The organism is Paenibacillus sp. JJ-100, assembly GCF_948329825.1.
Taxonomy (GTDB): Bacteria; Bacillota; Bacilli; order Paenibacillales; family Paenibacillaceae; genus Paenibacillus.
This window is the reverse complement of the sequence record NZ_CAOJCM010000006.1, coordinates 161,302-179,305: the sequence shown is the minus strand read 5'-3', so window position 1 is coordinate 179,305 and position 18,004 is coordinate 161,302. Positions and strand designations below refer to the sequence as shown.

The window sequence follows — 18,004 nt, the reverse complement described above, 5'->3', positions numbered from 1 at the left end:
AGGTACGCATATGAAATTACAGGGGAAACTTATTATCAATGCTCTGATCTCACTACTTCTATGTCTTGCACTGGTTGCTTATATTATTATGGAACTGCTCAGTATGAATGCCAAAAATCAAAACTTGGTTCCTGCAATGCTCAAGGTAAGCGAACTGAACTCGAATCAAATTCAGATTCAACAAGCACTCGATGTCTACTCTTTCTCAATGACAGAAGGTAACCAGGACGCCGTACTTCGTCTACTCAAAGAAGGTCAAGCTATGGTTACGGACCTTGCCAATGGTTTGCTGGAAACGGACCAGGAATTGCAGTTCTTGCAAACGGTCCAAACGAAGCTGCAGGCTCTGGATCAGGGAGCTACCGAAGCCATGAACAACATGGATAGTACAGAAGCAAAGCGTTACAGCGCGCGGGTGCTTGGTATACAGAATGACATTTATTCACTGAATGAGTTGACTAAGGATCGATACACGAAATACACCTCAGATTTGGAGAAAAACATTCAGCAGACATGGCAGGTTGCTCTTGGTGGTGCAGCGCTTTTATTCATCGCCGTTATGCTGTTTAATATGTACACTTCACGTCAGATAGCCAAGCGCATTGGCCTGATTAAAGAAGCTGCAGGACACATCGCTAATGGTGACCTGACACAGACACTGCCAGAGCCTCGTGGCAAAGACGAACTCGATGATCTAAGCCGCTCCTTTGGACAAATGACGAATAATATTCGCGGAATACTTCGCTCCATTGAAGGAGCTGGTCAGCGCGTAGATCAGATGGCTCAAGACATTGATCGCGGCAATGATACGGTACAAGCGATCGTGCAGCAGGTATCTCGTACAACAGAAGAGTTGTCTATTGGTAGTCAAAAGATTGCCGAGGATCTAAGTGAAACCGTCATTGTTGTCGATAACATGCAGTCTACATTCAACGATAATTTGCAAGCCACCTCACAATCTGCCACGGCTGGACGTGAAGTATTATTGACTGTGGAAGAGGGCAACAACGCCATCGAAGAACAGTTGCGATTAGCTGAAGTGAATCGCCGTGCCATGTCCGAAGTGGAACAGACTGTTCTGGAACTGGAAGAAAGCACAGCTCGCATCACCACAATGACTGGATATGTATCGGAAATCGCCAAACAGACCACTCTCCTCTCTCTGAATGCCTCCATTGAGGCGGCACGTGCAGGAGAAGCCGGACGCGGATTTGCCGTTGTAGCAGAAGAAGTGAACAAGCTCGCGGAGCAGTCTGCTCAATCCGTCAAACATATCTACGATGCGGTTAATGAGATCACAGAATCCATGGAAAAAGTAAAAAACTCTGTGACGCAAAGCATGCAGCTCTTTGGTGAACAGGAACAAGCTACGGGCCAGACTCGTCAATCCTTCTCGGCGATACGCGAGAGTGTTGAGCGGATCAGTGTAGGGATCCAGAAGCTTGCTGAAGATATGGATCATTCCAGCCAACTAAGTTCCCAAGTGCAGCAAGCTATCGAAAACATTAGTGCCATCACCGAGCAGTCTGCGGCCAGCAGTCAAGAGATCACTGCTTCCACAGCGGAGCAGCAACGCTCCTTCACCGAATCGAGTATGAAGGTAAAGTCGTTGCGTGATATCAGTGCGGAAATGCACCAGGAACTCCAGCGTTTCCGTCTGTAAGGAAACGCGGAGAAGCATGTTGGATTGTGCAGGATTCATCATGCAGGATGGATGCACTGATTGAATAAGAGGTTCATATCTGAACTCAAATAAGAAGAGGGAGCCTACCACACCATCGATTGGTTGGGGGCTCCCTCTTTATTTATATACTTCAAATTTATATACTTCAGCGCTCTCTATATCCATCCCTACAGTGCTTCGATCATATCTCCAGCCAGTAGGGATGAAGGGTCCCCGCGCAGGAGTGCTGCTCGTTCGGCAGCCTGCCCATGCAGGTAGACGCCGAACGCGGCCGCTTGCTCCGCGCTCAGTCCTTGGGCAAGTAGACCGGCAATGATGCCGGTCAACACGTCCCCTGCGCCACCCGTAGCCATGCCGGCGTGGCCAGTGGTGTTAATATACGCCTCGCCGGAAGGCGTTGCGATGACCGTTCGTGCTCCTTTGAGCACAAGGGTCACGCCCTGCTCGCGGGCGTACCGTGCAGCGTGTCCGATTCGGTCACGCTGCACCTCAGGGGTCGACATGCCGAGCAGTCGGCCCATCTCCCCAGGGTGCGGCGTCAAAATAGTCGCCGCACTGCGCTGGCCCCAGGTGCTTGGCCCATCTGGGCCTGCATCTGCCAACATGTTGAGGGCGTCCGCGTCGAGGACAAGCGGACGATCCGTCTGTTGCCACAGACGGCGCAGCCAGTCGGTGTCGCCTTGGAAGCGGCCCAGGCCCGGGCCGGTCGCAAGCACGTCGCGGCTCTCCGCAAGGCGCAGCACCGCTGCGGCGGAAGCCGCGTCCCATTCGCCGCTGTCGCCATCGGCTACAGGGGCGAGCATCAGCTCAGGCACGTTGCCGATCATATGCGGCAGCAGTGCAGCGGGCAGCGCCCATGTGGCGAGCCCGCAACCTGCGCGTAGCGCAGCTTTGGCCGAGAGCAGGCCTGCGCCGCTCATCGGCAAGCTCCCTGCGGCCAGCAACACATGGCCGTAGGTGCCCTTATGGCCGTCAGGTGCCCGGCGGCGGCCAGTGTCTATGCGCAGCGCTGCACGCAGCACCTCCTCTGTCAGCAGACGGACAGAGGGACCATGCTGCGGCGCCAGCCGTGCGGGAATGCCGATGGCGCGCACCACAATGCGCCCTGCAGCAGAAGCACCCGGGTACTGTACCAGCCCGCGCTTAAGCAGCGCCAGGCATACGGTCACCCGTGCGTTAATACACGGCTCGTACACCTCCCCGGTGTCGGCGTTCAGCCCGCTTGGCACATCGGCGGACACGACCGGCTTACCGCTGTCGTTCGCCGCCCGAATCAGCGCCGCATATGCTCCGCGCGGCGCCCCACGCGAGCCGGTGCCCAGCAGCGCATCAACGATGCCTGTGCACCGGCTGAAGTCCACGGCTTCGCGCCCGTGGACAACGGCAGGGATGCCGAGCTGCGCAGCGGCATCCCTCTGCACTGCAGCTTCGCCCTGCAGTGCCTCCGGGGCATCGGCGTAGACCAGCGTTACGCCAAGCCCCGCTTCAACCAAATGGCGAGCCGCAACCAGCCCGTCTCCGCCATTATTGCCCTTGCCGATCAGCATGTACCAATGCTGATCACCGGGATGCGTCATCACCAGCGCCGGATCGGCGGAGATGTCGCCCCCGTAGCTCGCGCGATCGCCGGGCCCCGTATGTGCCTGCCACGCTGTTCTCGCCGGGTTATCTCTCGCCTGGCTATGATCAGGCAAGCCATCTCCCTGCTCTCCGCCTTCGCTTTGTTCCCGGCACAGCTTGATGACTTCCTCGGCGATAGCCCTGCCCGCATTCTCCATCAAGCTCGCTGCAGGAATGCCAAGCTTCCGGATCGTATGCTCGTCCACCGCACGCATCTGTTCAGCCGTTACGATAAACAATACTCATCCCTCCCGATCGCCACGTATGAATTCCATCTACATCCCCATCGTACTCAAGGACTCTCCTAAAGCGATTCGTTATTCACGGTCTAGAATTGTACCCGTCCTGTGCCAAGCAACTTTTCACCCTAAGCTCGCCACGAAATCCATGATTACGATCTGACCATCATCCGTATCTTCGTGCCGTTAAACCAGCTTATACTTAATACCCTACGGTGAATTGGGCTTGAATAAATTGCGGATCATCCAGTTCATCCACTAAAGCCGCTGCAAAATCACCTACAGAAATACTGCTCTCACCCAGATCGTCTGTAATGACCCGGTTCATACCGATTCGGAATTGACCGGTTCTTCTTCCCGTAGTAATAGTTGCCGCCGGGCTCATAAAAGTCCAGTCAATGTTGGATTCTTTCAGAATCCCATAAGCATCCGCGTGCGCCTGCGCAAGTGGCTTCACTTCCTCCGGAAACCCAGGTGTATTCATAAGCAATTCACCAGTGTCCGTCATCAGACTTCCTGCCCCGCCAACAACAACCAGACGTCCTGCTTTCCCGCGGCGCACGCCCTCAATCAGTGATCGAGTAACTTCCAGCAATTCCTCTTCCTCACCGAATTTCGGTCCGTAAGCACTAACTACCGCATCTTGACCAGCCGAAAAATCAGCTACCTGATTCGGGTTCAACACGTCCCCCTGCTCTACACGCAGACGTTCATGCACCATCTCGATTTTGGACGGGGTACGAACTACTGCTGTGACCTCATGCCCGCGGTCCATTAATTCCCACAGGATTGTCTTCCCAATCTCACCGGTTGCTCCAAAGATTGCTACTTTCATATTAATTCCCTCTTTTCTATAGATCTCAACTCATAACTACCGTTATTGTGATACGACTTCCTATTGTTATATACCTTAAACGGTTCACGTCATCTTAAACCGGAACCGAGCACTTGTAAACTCGAATCATCATCCCTATTCTACACCCAGATTCCTTTTCATCATGCCGAAAAACCTTTGGTAATCCAAAGGTTAACGGTTTATATCTCATGTTCTAATCTCCTTGCCTCCACCACATGCCTTCTGACTTCGGACTTGTATATTCAAAGCCAAACTGAGCATACAAACGGTCAGCAGGAACATCTGCCAGCAAACTAACCAAGCCGCGCGCAGGTACAGCTTCACGTAAATAGTTCATAATTTCGATCATGATCAGTTTACCGTAGCCTTTCCCTTGTTGATCGGGATGTACCGCAATATCGACTACTTGAAAGAAGCAGCCGCCATCTCCGATCACACGTCCCATGCCAATCAGAACATCTTCCTCTCGTAAACATACTGCAAATAAACTGCGCGGCAGGCCAATCTCAGCCCCCTCCCGGCTCATCGGACTAAGTCCGGCAATCTGCCGCAGTGCCAAATATTCAACCGCAGCCGGCGGTGCATGTTCAATCTTTACCTCGTCCATCCATTACGCTCCTCTCTGCTAGAATCTCCATTAAAATCAGAAGCAAGTTCGTATTCCTCATTAATTATGTTTAAATCCATGCATCTGTCGTTATGTCTTCGTACGTATACTATCAAAAAAACCTCCTCATTTCTGCTCCGTCTCATGATTCAATTGCTTGAATTCATCTACTTCCTGTGTAATAGTGAGAGAAAGCTTGCGTAAAGCATATTCCAGATACGTCAAGTTGGTTGTAAAGGAGGAAAAGTTGTGTTTCAACGTTGGTCGGATAACCTATCGTCACATCCTGACGCTGCGTTTATATATCTGGGTGTGATCGCCTTGCTCTTGGCCGTTTATCTGTGGTCAGCCACAGAAATTCGGCGCAGCCATGAAAGGCATATGCAGAGGATACGAGATACATTATACATAAGCGCAGAGCTTTTGGGACTACTTACCATTTGGGAACAACGAAAATATGAAGCATCTTCAGAGGAACATCATGAGTTGTTAAAAGCATTGCACGCCTGTAAATCGGCCTCATGCCTCTCCCCACAGCTTCAGGATCAGATTCGTGACTGTGTGAAAAATGAAGATACCGCCCGGCTCGGCCTTATGCATAAAGCACTCGAACGGGAGTGTACCGCTCTATCGGACGAACTAAACCGGAGTACATATTCGGTGCACTGGGGGCATGCCATCTGGAGAATTCTCAGGCCTGCTGCTGAACCGGCTGCACTGGCAGCCACTGCCCTTTTGATCGGCAACCTGTTTTACACCAAGAGGATCGCAGGTACTTCCGTAGATACTTGGGGCAGCCTGTTGCCATGGTTCCAGACCATTTCTCTCATGCTCACCATACTATACGGTTATGTGCTCTGGGCAAGTCCTAAGCGGGGAACATCAGGTACATTAGTCAGATGGCTTGCGCTCCTGATTGCACTATGCTCTCTGCTTCATGTGATCGGACTTGCAGCAGCCCCTTATGCTCTTGCCTTGCAACTTATTCTGTTGATCTCCGGATTCGGGTTAACCGGATCACGTTCTCGCAGTGAGCGCCCATATGCCGGACATGCAGAAGCGGATGAGAACAGCAGCAGCAACCATGCGGCTTCACAGATACATGACTCTGTTACAGGGGATCTCTCTCCGCCTGTGACACCTCGAAGATCTGTATCCGCTTCTGACTAGTCGCAGACGAAGAGACGTGAAGTATGCATTCTAAAGTATGTATTCGGATGTAGATTCCTGTTACGTTTGTTACCAGTAGAACGGTCATTCCAGGGAGGCAGCGTTTTGTTCCGCTACGATCTCGGAAGTACACAAAAAAGGCTGTCCCTAAGTCATCATGATGATGGGGACAGCCTATTCATTATTCGAAATCATTATACACCACTCACTACTGATCATACTTCTCACGACTCTAGTGTGTTTTCGATGCGCATGTTCCCTGAATACTCTTCAGATCAGAATCCTATCCTTTGGCACTCGCGTTTGATCCACGAACAGAACGAGCAGAGCTGCTTCTAGCGACATTACTGGATTTGGAGGCACTGCTTGAGGACGTATTTTCAAATCGTTTGCGCTCAGTCCGCTCCATCTGCACAATCTGCCCTTCATGTACCACGATGTGCAATGAACCAAACTCCATGTCATCCAACTGCCCGGCAATTCGGTTCAACCATACCTCATCCACTTTTAACGGCTTAGCCATTTGAGCCGCCTCCTCTTCTCGGGCTGCCACCCGTTATAATCCTGTATAAATCCCGTGCGCATCTGCATACCATGAAGTGAATTATAATCCATTCTTATCCAACCTATATACTTGGTTTATAGAATATCAGGGCTTCCAGCAGCTGTCAATTGATATTTTAATCCTGAACAGAACCTCTTTTTTGGCTGTCCTCCTGAATTCCCTGGTCCATCCTACCCCTTTTCCAAAACCGCTTTATGACCAAGCCAGCTCTTGAGCAATAACGTAGCCAAAGCCAGAATTAGCAGCAAAGATGCAACGGCAAAGGATGCCGAAAACTGATATTCGTTATATAGAATCTCGACGTGTAGGGGCAAGGTGTTCGTTTCTCCACGTATGTGCCCGGAGACAACAGATACCGCTCCAAACTCCCCCATAGCACGTGCATTACACAAAATAATTCCGTAGAGAAGTCCCCATTTTATATTAGGCAGTGTTACACTCCAGAAGATGCGCCACCCGGAAGCTCCCAGCGTTACAGCTGCTTCTTCTTCCCGCGTACCTTGATCCTCCATCAGTGGAATAAGCTCCCTTGCCACGAAAGGGAAGGTAATAAACAACGTTGCAATCACAATTCCCGGAAGTGCAAAAATGATTTTGATATCGTGTTCAGCCAGCCATGGGCCAAACCATCCATTCGAGCCAAATACCAGGACAAAGATTAAACCGCCAACCACAGGTGAGATTGAAAAGGGAAGATCAATCAATGTGATGAGCAGCCCTTTGCCTTTAAAATTGAATTTGGTAATAACCCAGGCCGCTGCCACACCAAAGATCGTATTAAGCGGAACTGTAATTGCAGCAACGAGCAGTGTCAGCTTCAGCGCAGACCAAGCGTCGGGTTCGGTCAGGGCAGCGATGTAGACACCCCAGCCTTGCTTTAACGCTTCCATTAGTACAATGGCCAGCGGCAGAATCAGCAACCAGATCAGGACGAGACTTGCCAGTCCAATCAACAACCATTTAACCCAAGGCGCTTCTGTTGTTGCATGATTCGAACTTCTACCCATTCGAACAGGTCGAGCAGGCCGTAGTGGGACAGACCCCGCCATAAAATACACCTCCCTCAGTTTGGTGAGTGTGCCACGGAGTGGCTATATAAATCCATCCGGGCCGCCACGAGTGGGCAAGCCGCACGGACGGAATGTGAGGTCATCTTAGACTCTCCCTGCCTTGCGGCTCCAGCGTTGCAGGGTATTGATAATAAGCAGCAGGATAAAGGAGATCAGTAAGAGCAGCAAGGCGACTGCAGTAGCTCCCGCATAATCAAACTGCTCCAGCTTCGCCATGATGAGCAACGGTGCGATTTCTGTTTTCATCGGCATATTGCCCGAAATAAATACAACCGACCCATACTCACCAATGCCTCTTGCGAAAGCTAGTGCGAACCCTGTCAGCAGCGGCGGGATTAAATCCGGCAGTAAAATGGCACGGAATATCCGCCATCGCCCTGCCCCCAGCGTTGCTGCTGCCTCTTCCACCTCAGCCTCCAGTTCCTCCAGCACAGGCTGTACTGTCCGTACGACGAAGGGGATGCCGATAAACATAAGCGCAAGAGTAATCCCCACTTGAGAGTAAGCCAGTTTAATACCCAAGGGCTCTACGAATTGTCCGATCCAGCCGTTTCCGGCATAGATTGCCGTCAGTGCTACCCCAGCTACTGCTGTTGGCAGCGCAAACGGAAGATCAATGACGGCATCAAACCATCGTTTGCCGGGAAATTCATATCGAACCAGCACCCAAGCCAGGAGCAGGCCCAGGAACAGGTCGATCAAAGCCGCTGCTCCAGCCGTTAGGAAACTGACCCGGAATGAAGCCAGCACCCTTGGATTGGTAGCCACCTCCACCATCGTCGTCCAGGTTAATCCCGTAGAATTGAACAACAGTGCCGTCAGTGGAATCAGCACCACCAGACTCAGATATAACACGCTGTACCCCATCGTTAATCCGAACCCCGGCAATGTCTGCCTTCCCCGAGCCGCAATAACCTTGCCCATGCCTATTTCATCCTCTCCGCCTTCAGCCGGTTGGGCTGGTTGGCCGCGTACAGCGCAATATGTGTTTCCTGTCTTCTTCATTCCTTCTCCAGTTCAATCACAGATTCCGAGCAGAACCGGGTCTAGCTTCCTGGCACATAGATCTGGTCGAAGATGCCTCCATCTTTAAAGTGTTTGGCCTGGGTATCCCGCCAAGAACCGAAAACATCTTTTAACGTAAACAGCTCCAGCTGCGGAAACTGATCCTTGAATTTGTCCTTCACACTTTCCAGCGTTGGACGGTAATAATTCTCCGCTGCAATGGTCTGCCCTTCCTCGCTGTAAAGGTATTTGAGATAAGCATCTGCCACATCACGTGTCCCTTTTTTGTCTACATTTTTATCCACGATCGCTACAGGGGGTTCAGCGAGTATGCTAACAGAAGGCACGACAATGTCGAATTTGTCAGGCCCTAACTCTTTTACTGACAGGAATGCTTCGTTCTCCCAAGCCAGCAGTACATCCCCAATACCACGTTCTACAAATGTCGTTGTCGATCCACGGGCACCCGAGTCAAGCACGGGAGCATGTTTAAACAACTCTGCCACGAACTGCTTTGCTTTCTCTTCGTCGTTATTGTTATGCTTCAGGGCGTAACCCCACGCCGCTAAATAGTTCCAACGTGCTCCACCTGATGTCTTCGGATTCGGCGTAATGACCTGTGTATCTCCTTTGATCAGATCATCCCAGTCCTTGATGCCTTTGGGATTACCTTTGCGCACCAGAAACACAATCGTGGATGTGTATGGTGAACTATTATGCTCGTATTTATCCTGCCAGCCTGCGTTAATCAGACCTTTATCTTCAATCGCATCGATATCATAACCTAGTGCCAGCGTCACCACATCTGCATCCAATCCATCAATGACGGAACGACTCTGTTTACCCGAACCTCCGTGAGATTGTTTAATGGTCACTTCCTGGTCCTTCTCTTTCAGCCAGTGCGCGGCAAATGCCTTGTTATATTCCTCGTACAGTTCCCGGGTCGGGTCATAGGAGACGTTGAGCAGCTCAACCGCTTTGCTGCCTTCCTTATTGGTATCCGTTCCTGTTCCTGTAGCTGCACCTGATGCACCAGGCCCGCCCTTATCTGATCCGCAAGCTGCCAGCACCCCTGTTAACACAAGTGCCAGCCCAATCAAAATGCCTTTGTGAACTCTCTTCTTCATCAATTTACACTCCCCCCGATATAAACTTGCATGATCAGCTACAGGCTACAGGTCAGCAGAACGCGAATTGTACCCGAACAACAAAGAGACGGAGGAACCCCTGCGCACTCTCCCCTTCATCAAGTCATGCCGACCTAAGGCCGTGTATGCTTCATGCGGTAAAATGCGCTGTGGTGTTCCTCCGTCTATACGGTGAGAACGTTATGCTGTTCGAGTGGCTATCGTGTTGCTCTGCTGTGCCTGTCATGACTGATTTGACAAAACCTCAATCAATTACATTATTCCTACCTGTTTAGTAAGTTATATACGTATAATAAAGGCAGTCTAGATAGCTGTCAAACGTTTTTTCTCACTTTTAACGAAATTCTGTTCCTTTGAAAAAAGAGGAACAACGAACCTTCGCCCGTTGTTCCCTTCCGCGAAGTGTAGACCTTCGCTGCTCATATTCACATCATTGAGCCGGGCTGCCACATGCAGCCCTTCTCTTATCTGCCCGCGTACCGGATATTTGGCATCGGAGGCGGATTCATGCCTTCCCCCAGATAAAAGCCGGTGTGCGGCGGCTGGTTGTAGGCTACATTTTGCCAAGCAATGCCAAGGCGGTATACCGGATCATGCATCAATGTATAGATGCGTTTGTCTGTAAGGGCAGTGGTTGTGTAGATTCGCAAGGCCGAGCTGTCACTCGTGCGCCACACCACTTCCTCGCGCCAGTCTCCGAAGAGATCTGCCTGCAGACTCGGCGTCGATTTGGTGCCATTATTAGAGGATACGCCTGAAGCGGTCAACAGATTTATCGTTTTGCTGTTGGCATAGTCCCATTTGTCGATCCGGTTGCTGTCCAGCAGCTCACGCAACAGATCGCCGTCCCACCAGATACCGAAGTTCGTAGAGGAAGGGAGGGTTGAACCCAGCTTCTGTCCTTTGGCTGTGTACAGACTGCCGTCTGCCCACACTTCAGCACCTTTGTACCTTGGGTCAATATCCGCCGCCATGCCGCGTCCCACATCTTTCGTCGTTTTGACCCCCCAGATGAGCTGTCCTGTCCCTGCATCGCGGAACGATACCCCGGCATTGGACGGTGTCTCATGAACCTGAAACACCTCCAGCCCCGCGCGGTCCGGGTCCAGATCACTCAGATGCATCGCATCGCCGTGTTTTAATCCAGTCGTATACAGCCCTCTACCGTTATCGTCAACAGCCATTGCGCCATAAACAATCTCGTCCCTGCCATCCCCGTCTACATCCGCCACACTCAGATTATGATTCCCCTGTCCGGCATACCCTGAGTTGCCTGAGGTATTAGAGTCAAAGGTCCATTGCTTGGTCAGTTGTCCATTCCGCCAGTTATAAGCTACCAGCACACTTCGCGTATAATAGCCGCGAGCCATAACCAGACTTGGGCGCTCCCCGTCCAGATAGGCAATGGCCGCGAGAAAGCGGTCGACCCGATTGCCGTAATTGTCTCCCCAATCGGAGACATTGCCGCGTGCGGGCTCATAATTTACGGTAGACATCGCTTTCCCCGTCTGTCCGTTGAAGACGGTCAGAAATTCGGGCCCGGATAACACATATCCGCTCGAGTTTCGGTAGTCCTTGCTGCCATCCCCGATCACCGTGCCGGTGCCATCGCGGGTACCGTCCGCCGTTTTCATCGCAACCTCGGCCTTCCCGTCTCCATCGAGATCGTACACCATAAACTGAGTATAATGAGCACCAGCGCGAATATTTTTGCCCAGACTGATCCGCCACAGCCGAGTACCATTTAATTTGTATGCATCCATGAATACTTCGCCAGTATAACCGCTCTGCGAATTATCCTTGGAGTTAGAAGGGTCCCATTTGACAATCAATTCGTACTGACCATCGCCGTCCAGATCACCTGCACTGGCATCGTTGGCACTATACGTATAGGCTACTCCATCCGGTGTCGTACCGCCTGTTGGAACTTGAAGCGGCACGGTTAGATAATTGCTGCCCCACACACTTGCAGCCGCAGAAGGGGCCTGCTCTGTCCCGCCAACAACAGCACGAACCGTATATTTCGAACTGTTGGTCCCGCCCGTATCCTGAAGATTGGTGCTGCCTGTTATGGGCGAAGCATTTACTTTCACGCCATCCCGATACACATTGAAGGTCACATTGGACCCCTCTGTTCCGAGTAGCCTCCAGCTGACAAATACACCATTTCCCGTCTTGACCGCTACCACGCCGCGATCCAGAAATTCCATCTGCCTCGGACCAGCTGCATGCGCTTCAGGCATGTGAATCAAACCGGGTGAAGTGACAAACAGCGCTGAAACCAGCAGTGTTATGCTAGCGGCCCGCCATGTGCGCTTCCAGAGCGATAATTGTGACATCATTCATAGCCTCCCCTATCGAATTGGTAAGCCCAGTGTCCTGTAGCGCATCTAAAGATAAGCAGTATAACTTATCACTCTTTTATGTAAGCGCTTTAATATAATCATTTTAAATTAAACATAAAATTCCATCTATAGGTCTTATTTAGTAATAAAATACTTCCTTTGGTTCAAAACAAGATTGACTCTGATTTCCTCTCTCACCATAATATGATCTATGAGACCAACACATCGCCCACCCCTGTTACGTAAGTCAGACGGATTCCGCCAGCAAAAAATCATGGTGTTACCCGAATCCCTGTTGCTTGAAGCGGCAGCTTCCCCGATTACGTCGGGGTTGTATATCACGGACATTGGCTATTTTCATGAAGCGGAGCATCATTATCGCAATCGACCAGAAGGATGTGATTCGCACATTCTCATGTACTGTACGCAAGGCTCAGGCTGGTATGCTCTGGATCACGGCAAAACCTGTAAGGTGCAGCCAGGGAACTTGATTATTTTGCCCGCTCAGGTTCCTCATGTCTATGGTGCCAATACCGAAGAACCTTGGAGTATCTTCTGGTTTCACCTGCGGGGTGAACATGCCCATGCATATATTGATTCGTTGTTAACGCAAGAGATTTCAACTATGCCACCTGCGAAGGTCCAGCGATGGCTGGAGCTTTTTCATGAATGTTACGGTGCGCTGGAGACTGGGTACTCTCTACAAACGATGACCTTCGCCTCACAGATTGTCGGTTATATGCTGGGACTGCTTACATACGGGTCTCACAATGTTGAAACAGATCACGCCGCGATGAGCAGCAAACAAGCAGCAGAGCAGTCTGTACAATATATGCTGGAACATCTGGAGAGCGGAATCACACTCAAGGAACTGGCGGCCCATGCACGCTTGTCCGTTCCACATTATTCACAAGTGTTCAAACAGGTGACGGGCCATTCACCGATTGACTATTTTTTGCGACTCAAAATTCAGCATTCCTGCCGTTATCTTGATTTTACCGACTGGACCGTTAAACAGATCAGTTCTGAACTGGGATTCAGTGATCCATACTATTTTTCAAGGCTATTCAGCAAAATGATGGGACGGTCACCGACAGATTATCGAAACCAATCCAAAGGTTAGTTTAAACCGAATATCAGCAACCTTTTGAACAGAGCGGACGTCTATAGGGCAGATCACTTTAATACAAAGGGAATTCAGACTCCCTGGAGAAGCGAGGCGTACCGACATGAAGAAAAAAAACATGGCTGCTTTCACAGCAGGAACACTGCTCACGCTCTCGATAAGTGCAGGTCCTCTTCTTGCTGCATCCTCTAAATTTACTGATATTCAAAGCGTTGCAGGTGCAGACAAGATCGAATCTCTCCATCAGGATGGATTCATCAAAGGAGTCACTGACGGCTTGTTCAAGCCAGAAGAACAATTGAGTACCGCACAAGGTGTTCAATTCATTGTGGACGGGCTGGATCTGAACCTGGATGCTATTCGTTTCATCAAAATGCCTGTGCCGAGTGATTATTTCTCCGCTGTAAAAGATGGCGTCTGGTACAGTGATGCTTTCGTCCGTGCACAGTTCAACAGCATCAAACTGCCGCAAAATATTGATCCGTCCAAGCCACTTACTCGTGAAGAGTACACGTTGTTCCTGATGCAAGCTCTTGAGGCCAAAGGCGGTCTACCTATGATCAAAATCAAGCCAGTAGACATGGCAGACGAGAATGAGCTGACGCCGGAGTACCAAGGTGCAGTGCAACGTTCCCTGGTGCTGAAGATCAGCACACTGAATGCGAACGGACAGTTCAATCCGAAGCAAACCATTACTCGCGCTGAAGCTGCGGTGATGATGTACAACGCAATCGAACATATGGAATCGTTCCATGCCGAGCAAACTCCGGAAACACCGGAGAAGTAGAACTATCCTTAGGCTAAAGTATAGACACCGAAAACCCCGCATCTTTCTTCCCTAGGAAGGTTGCGGGGTTTGTTCAGCCTGAGTTGTATATCCTGAGCTGTATATGATGCAACATCTGTCACGTTTCTGCTTGCATCTTTGTTTCGTTTCCATTGAATGAAGTTAGTTTATCAATTGATGTTCTACTAGAAATTGCATGAGTACGGTTGTCATTGAAGTCACCTGTTTTCGATAAGCCAGTAATCTTCTATCTTCCCACGTTAGCACAGGGTAAAAAAGCAAAAAAGCGAGTACTCCCCGTGAAGGGGAATGTACTCACTTCGAATTATGGCCTATGATCCTCGTTTAGATGGACTTAGAAAGAACCTTTTACAACCAAATCAGATAATGGGAAACGACCGGATGGACGAGCTGGCTCAGCAGCTTTACCTACCGTAATCAGCAATGTAGGAATGAAGCGTTCAGGAATATTGAATGTTTCAATCAATTGCTGCGGGTTGTATCCACCCATCGGGCAAGTGTCGTAACCCAGGGAACGTGCTGCAAGCATAATGTTCTGAGAAGCAAACGAAGCGTTGCGAATCGCTTCATCACGAGCGATTTGCGGGCTCTGGTAAGCTGCATTGATCTGCCCAACCAGCGCGTCACGGACTCCAGCAGGCAACGTACCTGCTTCAACAGCCTGATCATAAATAAAGGTATTGCGGTTTGCTTCCAGATCACCAAGAACGGCGATCGTCACGGAGCTGTCAACCACCTGATTTTGACCGTAAGCAATCGGCAGCAATTTTGCTTTGTCTGCTTCGGATTCAATCACAAGGAATCTCCAGTGTTGCAGGTTCCAGGAAGACGGTGCTTCAGAAGCTGCTGTCAGGATCGCGTTAAGATCAGCCTCAGGCATTACAACACCTTTTTCATACTTTTTAACTGCGTGGCGTTCGCTAATCACGCGAAGGGTTTCATTTTGTTCAGTCACCGACATGTGTTCCACTCCTTAGTTCTGTTTATAATTTATTGTTTTTTACGTCCGCAAAGCACATCTTGAAAGCCAGTGCGCTCTCAAGCATAAGCTTTCCGAAAATAACATCAGCGCAGACGAACTCTCCCATCTGTGTTCACGTTATGCCCGGAATTCCCTCTTCATTCAGACCATTGCACACCGGAGCATACGCATGTTGTTACAATTCAGACTTCTCACCCGGATCTGGTTAATACACATCATGAGCCACGTAAAATATAGAATTCACAATTCACCGTACGTACGAATCAGAATTATTCTTTGGCAGATGAACTCTCCAATGGTAACGGGCAATCACCACGATCAATACTTTGCTTCACATCACGAATGGATATGCGGTCGAAATAAGCACTCAGCGCTTCTTCCCCTCCATCGTATATAGCACCCATCACACCCTGCATGTTAGAAGATACTTTACAAGGTGAACCGGACTCTCCTGAACACCAGCTTGGCCCCAAAGAACCTCCGGCTACAAGCCTGTACACTTCTCCGAGCTTAATCTCTTCACTTGGACGGCTAAGTAAATACCCGCCATGCGCACCTTCCTTCGTAGCCAGGTAGCCATGTTTACGCAGAACACTCAGTACCTTGCGGACTCTGGCCGGGTGTGTGCCCACACTGCGTGACAGGTCTTCACTGTTGGCCATACCCTCGCTTCTCATAGAGAGAAAAACAAGACAATGTACCGCAATGGTAAATTCGCTGTTCATAACTTACTCCCTTCCCGGCATAAAACACCGATAAACTTCAATCCAAGGTAAGTATAACTGTTATTATATGAATAACAGTTATGTTTGTCAACATCTCCATCCAGGTCCCGGTCAGGCATGAATTTTCCTGTTAGATCAATACTTACAGTCCCTCAGTCGTCTGCTGAAATCATCCTGTGTTCAGAGTACTACACAAGCTCTTTGACATAAAAAAGTGAGCCTTTCGCTTCGCGAAGGGCTCCAATAAGATAGACATATGAAAGGGCTTACGTGATTATTATAATCGCTAATCTTCAATTTGAAAACGCTTTTTTTGTAAAAAGAATTTTCAGTCTGATTTAAGGAGAATCCGATTACTTCCAATAAAACTATTGCATAAACTAATGGCATTAGTTATATTACTAACATCATTAGTTTTAGGAGGAATTCCGATGCGTATCACCCGTGAATTCGATGTCATCCAGGTCACCTTTTTCCCCCGTATTTTCCCTGTGAATGTCTATCTTGTTGAAGAAGAACACGGTTTAACCCTGATTGATGCAGGGATGCCCTTCAGTCTCAAAGGTATCCTCGAAGCAGCGGGCTCTCTTGGAAAACCGATTACCACCATTATCCTCACCCATGCTCATGCAGATCACATAGGTGCACTTGATGGTCTCAAAGACGTGCTCCCAGATGCTCAAGTATGCATCTCCAGCCGAGATGCCAAGCTGTTAACCGGAGACACGTCACTTCTGGCACACGAGCCGCAGACCCCGGTACGCGGCAGTGTGCCAAAAGCCGTCCGGACGAAGCCGGATCGGCTCCTCGAAGATGGCGATCAGATCGGATCGCTGGTCGCTATTGCTTCTCCAGGCCATACGCCGGGGCATATGGCCTTCATGGATACACGCAGCCGAGTGCTCATCGCCGGCGATGCGTATCAGGTGCGCGGCGGCCTTGCCGTGTCTGGCCGTGTGCGCCCGCTCTTCCCTTTCCCTGCGCTGGCCACGTGGAATCGCGAAGCGGCACTAGCCAGCGCCAAGCGTCTGGCGGAGCTGGAACCATCCGTGCTGGCCGTTGGCCACGGACGGATGCTACGCCAGCCCGCGGCGGCCATGCGCGCGGCAGTCGCTGATGCACAGCAGCGACTGCAACCAGCCGGGGTGCAGCGATGAGCCCCCGGCAAGGTCTGGATCGCGGCGCATTGCTCAGCGCCGCAGTCCAGATCGCAGACAGCGACGGCTTTGAGGCGCTGACCCTTGCCGCTCTTGCGAAGCGGTTGGATGTGCGCTCGCCGTCGCTCTACAACCACATCAGCGGGCTCCCCGGGCTTCGCCAGGAGCTGGCGCTGATGTCCGTGCAACAGCTTGGCCTTGCCCTAACCGAGGCTGCGGCAGACCGCACCGGCGACGAGGCGATTCAAGCCATTGCCGCCGCCTACTTGAGCTTCGTTCGCCAGCATCCCGGGCTCTACGAAGCTTCATATCATGCGCCCGATCTGAACGAACCTCAGCTCGTGGCATGCAAAACAGCTCTGCTGAACATGCTGCTGCACACCCTGCAGCCATACCCTCTCACCGAAGCACAGGCCTTGCATGCGGTGAGGGGATTGCGCAGCCTCTGCCATGGTTTTGCCTCGGTTGAGGCACAAGACGGCTTCGGCATGGATTTCAGTCCAGACGACAGTCTGCGTCTGACCGTAACCGCCTTTCTCCATGGGCTTCGCCATCTTTCCGAAGACGTATAACCAGAACCTCCCCGACCAGGCAGCATAAGGTTTTGGGTTTGGAATAACAGGCATTGGCCTGAGCAAGCCGGACAACCCCTCATGGTTCTTGCACCGTGTGAATCTTCTAGATCACACGGTGTTTCTTTTCATTTGAGCCACACTTTGCTCCTCACCATTCGGATTATGCTCTGCTCCTCTTCATTTCTGCTACAATTTCCCTTATTCGAATAAACGACTATCATAGTGGGAATATTATTACATATTTTCTAATTGAAAACTGATCCGTACCAGTTAGATTTTAAAATGAATGCATTCTATCGAGCTTCAGCGTTTGTGCTATAAT

Annotated in this window: 17 protein-coding genes; 6 read left to right on the top strand and 11 right to left on the bottom strand. The window is 50.6% G+C overall.

Translation table 11 applies throughout. The features are described 5' to 3' along the window. Positions 1 to 10 precede the first annotated feature (10 nt). Positions 11 to 1,663 carry a methyl-accepting chemotaxis protein gene (locus tag PQG66_RS20550; protein ID WP_272039671.1) on the top strand — a complete coding sequence of 551 codons (1,653 nt, stop codon included), beginning with the start codon at positions 11 to 13 and terminating at the stop codon, positions 1,661 to 1,663. A gap of 188 nt (positions 1,664 to 1,851) precedes the next feature. Here the strand turns inward: PQG66_RS20550 and PQG66_RS20545 are convergent, their stop codons facing one another. The 4 genes from PQG66_RS20545 to PQG66_RS20530 form a co-directional block, all read right to left on the bottom strand. Beyond that, a complete protein-coding gene (locus PQG66_RS20545; protein ID WP_272039670.1) occupies positions 1,852 to 3,543 on the bottom strand; it encodes an NAD(P)H-hydrate dehydratase in 1,692 nt (563 codons plus the stop codon). A 202-nt stretch (positions 3,544 to 3,745) separates the two neighbouring features. Continuing rightward, positions 3,746 to 4,378, bottom strand: a complete 633-nt coding sequence (locus PQG66_RS20540) for an NAD(P)-dependent oxidoreductase (protein ID WP_272039669.1) — start codon at positions 4,376 to 4,378, stop codon at positions 3,746 to 3,748. A 214-nt stretch (positions 4,379 to 4,592) separates the two neighbouring features. After that, positions 4,593 to 5,006 (bottom strand): GNAT family N-acetyltransferase, encoded by a 414-nt coding sequence (locus tag PQG66_RS20535; RefSeq protein WP_272039668.1) that lies wholly within the window; start codon positions 5,004 to 5,006, stop codon positions 4,593 to 4,595. Between the two features lie 126 nt (positions 5,007 to 5,132). Next, positions 5,133 to 5,264 carry a hypothetical protein gene (locus PQG66_RS20530; protein WP_272039667.1) on the bottom strand — a complete coding sequence of 44 codons (132 nt, stop codon included), beginning with the start codon at positions 5,262 to 5,264 and terminating at the stop codon, positions 5,133 to 5,135. Here PQG66_RS20530 and PQG66_RS20525 point away from each other — a divergent pair. Then, positions 5,256 to 6,176, top strand: coding sequence for a hypothetical protein (locus PQG66_RS20525; protein ID WP_272039666.1), 921 nt, complete (start codon positions 5,256 to 5,258; stop codon positions 6,174 to 6,176). The two genes, PQG66_RS20530 and PQG66_RS20525, sit on opposite strands and share 9 nt — an antisense overlap. A gap of 283 nt (positions 6,177 to 6,459) precedes the next feature. Here PQG66_RS20525 and PQG66_RS20520 read toward each other — a convergent pair whose 3' ends face one another. From PQG66_RS20520 to PQG66_RS20500, 5 genes are all read right to left on the bottom strand, one after another. After that, a complete protein-coding gene (locus PQG66_RS20520; RefSeq protein WP_272039665.1) occupies positions 6,460 to 6,699 on the bottom strand; it encodes a YezD family protein in 240 nt (79 codons plus the stop codon). A 212-nt stretch (positions 6,700 to 6,911) separates the two neighbouring features. Then, the gene (cysW, locus tag PQG66_RS20515; protein ID WP_272039664.1) at positions 6,912 to 7,790 is read right to left on the bottom strand and encodes a sulfate ABC transporter permease subunit CysW; all 879 of its coding nucleotides are present in this window, start codon (positions 7,788 to 7,790) and stop codon (positions 6,912 to 6,914) included. Between the two features lie 105 nt (positions 7,791 to 7,895). After that, complete coding sequence (gene cysT, locus PQG66_RS20510) at positions 7,896 to 8,735, bottom strand: sulfate ABC transporter permease subunit CysT (protein ID WP_272039760.1); 840 nt, start codon at positions 8,733 to 8,735, stop codon at positions 7,896 to 7,898. A 122-nt stretch (positions 8,736 to 8,857) separates the two neighbouring features. Then, the gene (locus PQG66_RS20505; RefSeq protein ID WP_272039663.1) at positions 8,858 to 9,943 is read right to left on the bottom strand and encodes a sulfate ABC transporter substrate-binding protein; all 1,086 of its coding nucleotides are present in this window, start codon (positions 9,941 to 9,943) and stop codon (positions 8,858 to 8,860) included. Between the two features lie 485 nt (positions 9,944 to 10,428). Next, entirely contained in the window at positions 10,429 to 12,306 is a 1,878-nt protein-coding gene (locus tag PQG66_RS20500) for a rhamnogalacturonan lyase (RefSeq protein WP_442955140.1), read from the bottom strand. A gap of 214 nt (positions 12,307 to 12,520) precedes the next feature. Here PQG66_RS20500 and PQG66_RS20495 point away from each other — a divergent pair, with 214 nt between their 5' ends. Next, complete coding sequence (locus PQG66_RS20495; RefSeq protein ID WP_272039662.1) at positions 12,521 to 13,432, top strand: AraC family transcriptional regulator; 912 nt, start codon at positions 12,521 to 12,523, stop codon at positions 13,430 to 13,432. 121 nt (positions 13,433 to 13,553) lie between these two features. Then, positions 13,554 to 14,222 carry an S-layer homology domain-containing protein gene (locus PQG66_RS20490; RefSeq protein WP_272039661.1) on the top strand — a complete coding sequence of 223 codons (669 nt, stop codon included), beginning with the start codon at positions 13,554 to 13,556 and terminating at the stop codon, positions 14,220 to 14,222. 355 nt (positions 14,223 to 14,577) lie between these two features. Here the strand turns inward: PQG66_RS20490 and PQG66_RS20485 are convergent, their stop codons facing one another. After that, positions 14,578 to 15,204: a nitroreductase family protein gene (locus tag PQG66_RS20485; protein ID WP_272039660.1), complete on the bottom strand. Its 627-nt coding sequence runs from the start codon at positions 15,202 to 15,204 to the stop codon at positions 14,578 to 14,580. 290 nt (positions 15,205 to 15,494) lie between these two features. After that, the gene (locus PQG66_RS20480; protein WP_272039659.1) at positions 15,495 to 15,950 is read right to left on the bottom strand and encodes an RrF2 family transcriptional regulator; all 456 of its coding nucleotides are present in this window, start codon (positions 15,948 to 15,950) and stop codon (positions 15,495 to 15,497) included. 431 nt (positions 15,951 to 16,381) lie between these two features. Here PQG66_RS20480 and PQG66_RS20475 point away from each other — a divergent pair, with 431 nt between their 5' ends. Both PQG66_RS20475 and PQG66_RS20470 read left to right on the top strand, forming a co-directional pair. Continuing rightward, a complete protein-coding gene (locus PQG66_RS20475; protein ID WP_272039658.1) occupies positions 16,382 to 17,107 on the top strand; it encodes an MBL fold metallo-hydrolase in 726 nt (241 codons plus the stop codon). Continuing rightward, a complete protein-coding gene (locus PQG66_RS20470; RefSeq protein WP_272039657.1) occupies positions 17,104 to 17,679 on the top strand; it encodes a TetR/AcrR family transcriptional regulator in 576 nt (191 codons plus the stop codon). Before PQG66_RS20475 ends, PQG66_RS20470 begins: the two co-directional genes overlap by 4 nt. Positions 17,680 to 18,004 lie beyond the last annotated feature (325 nt).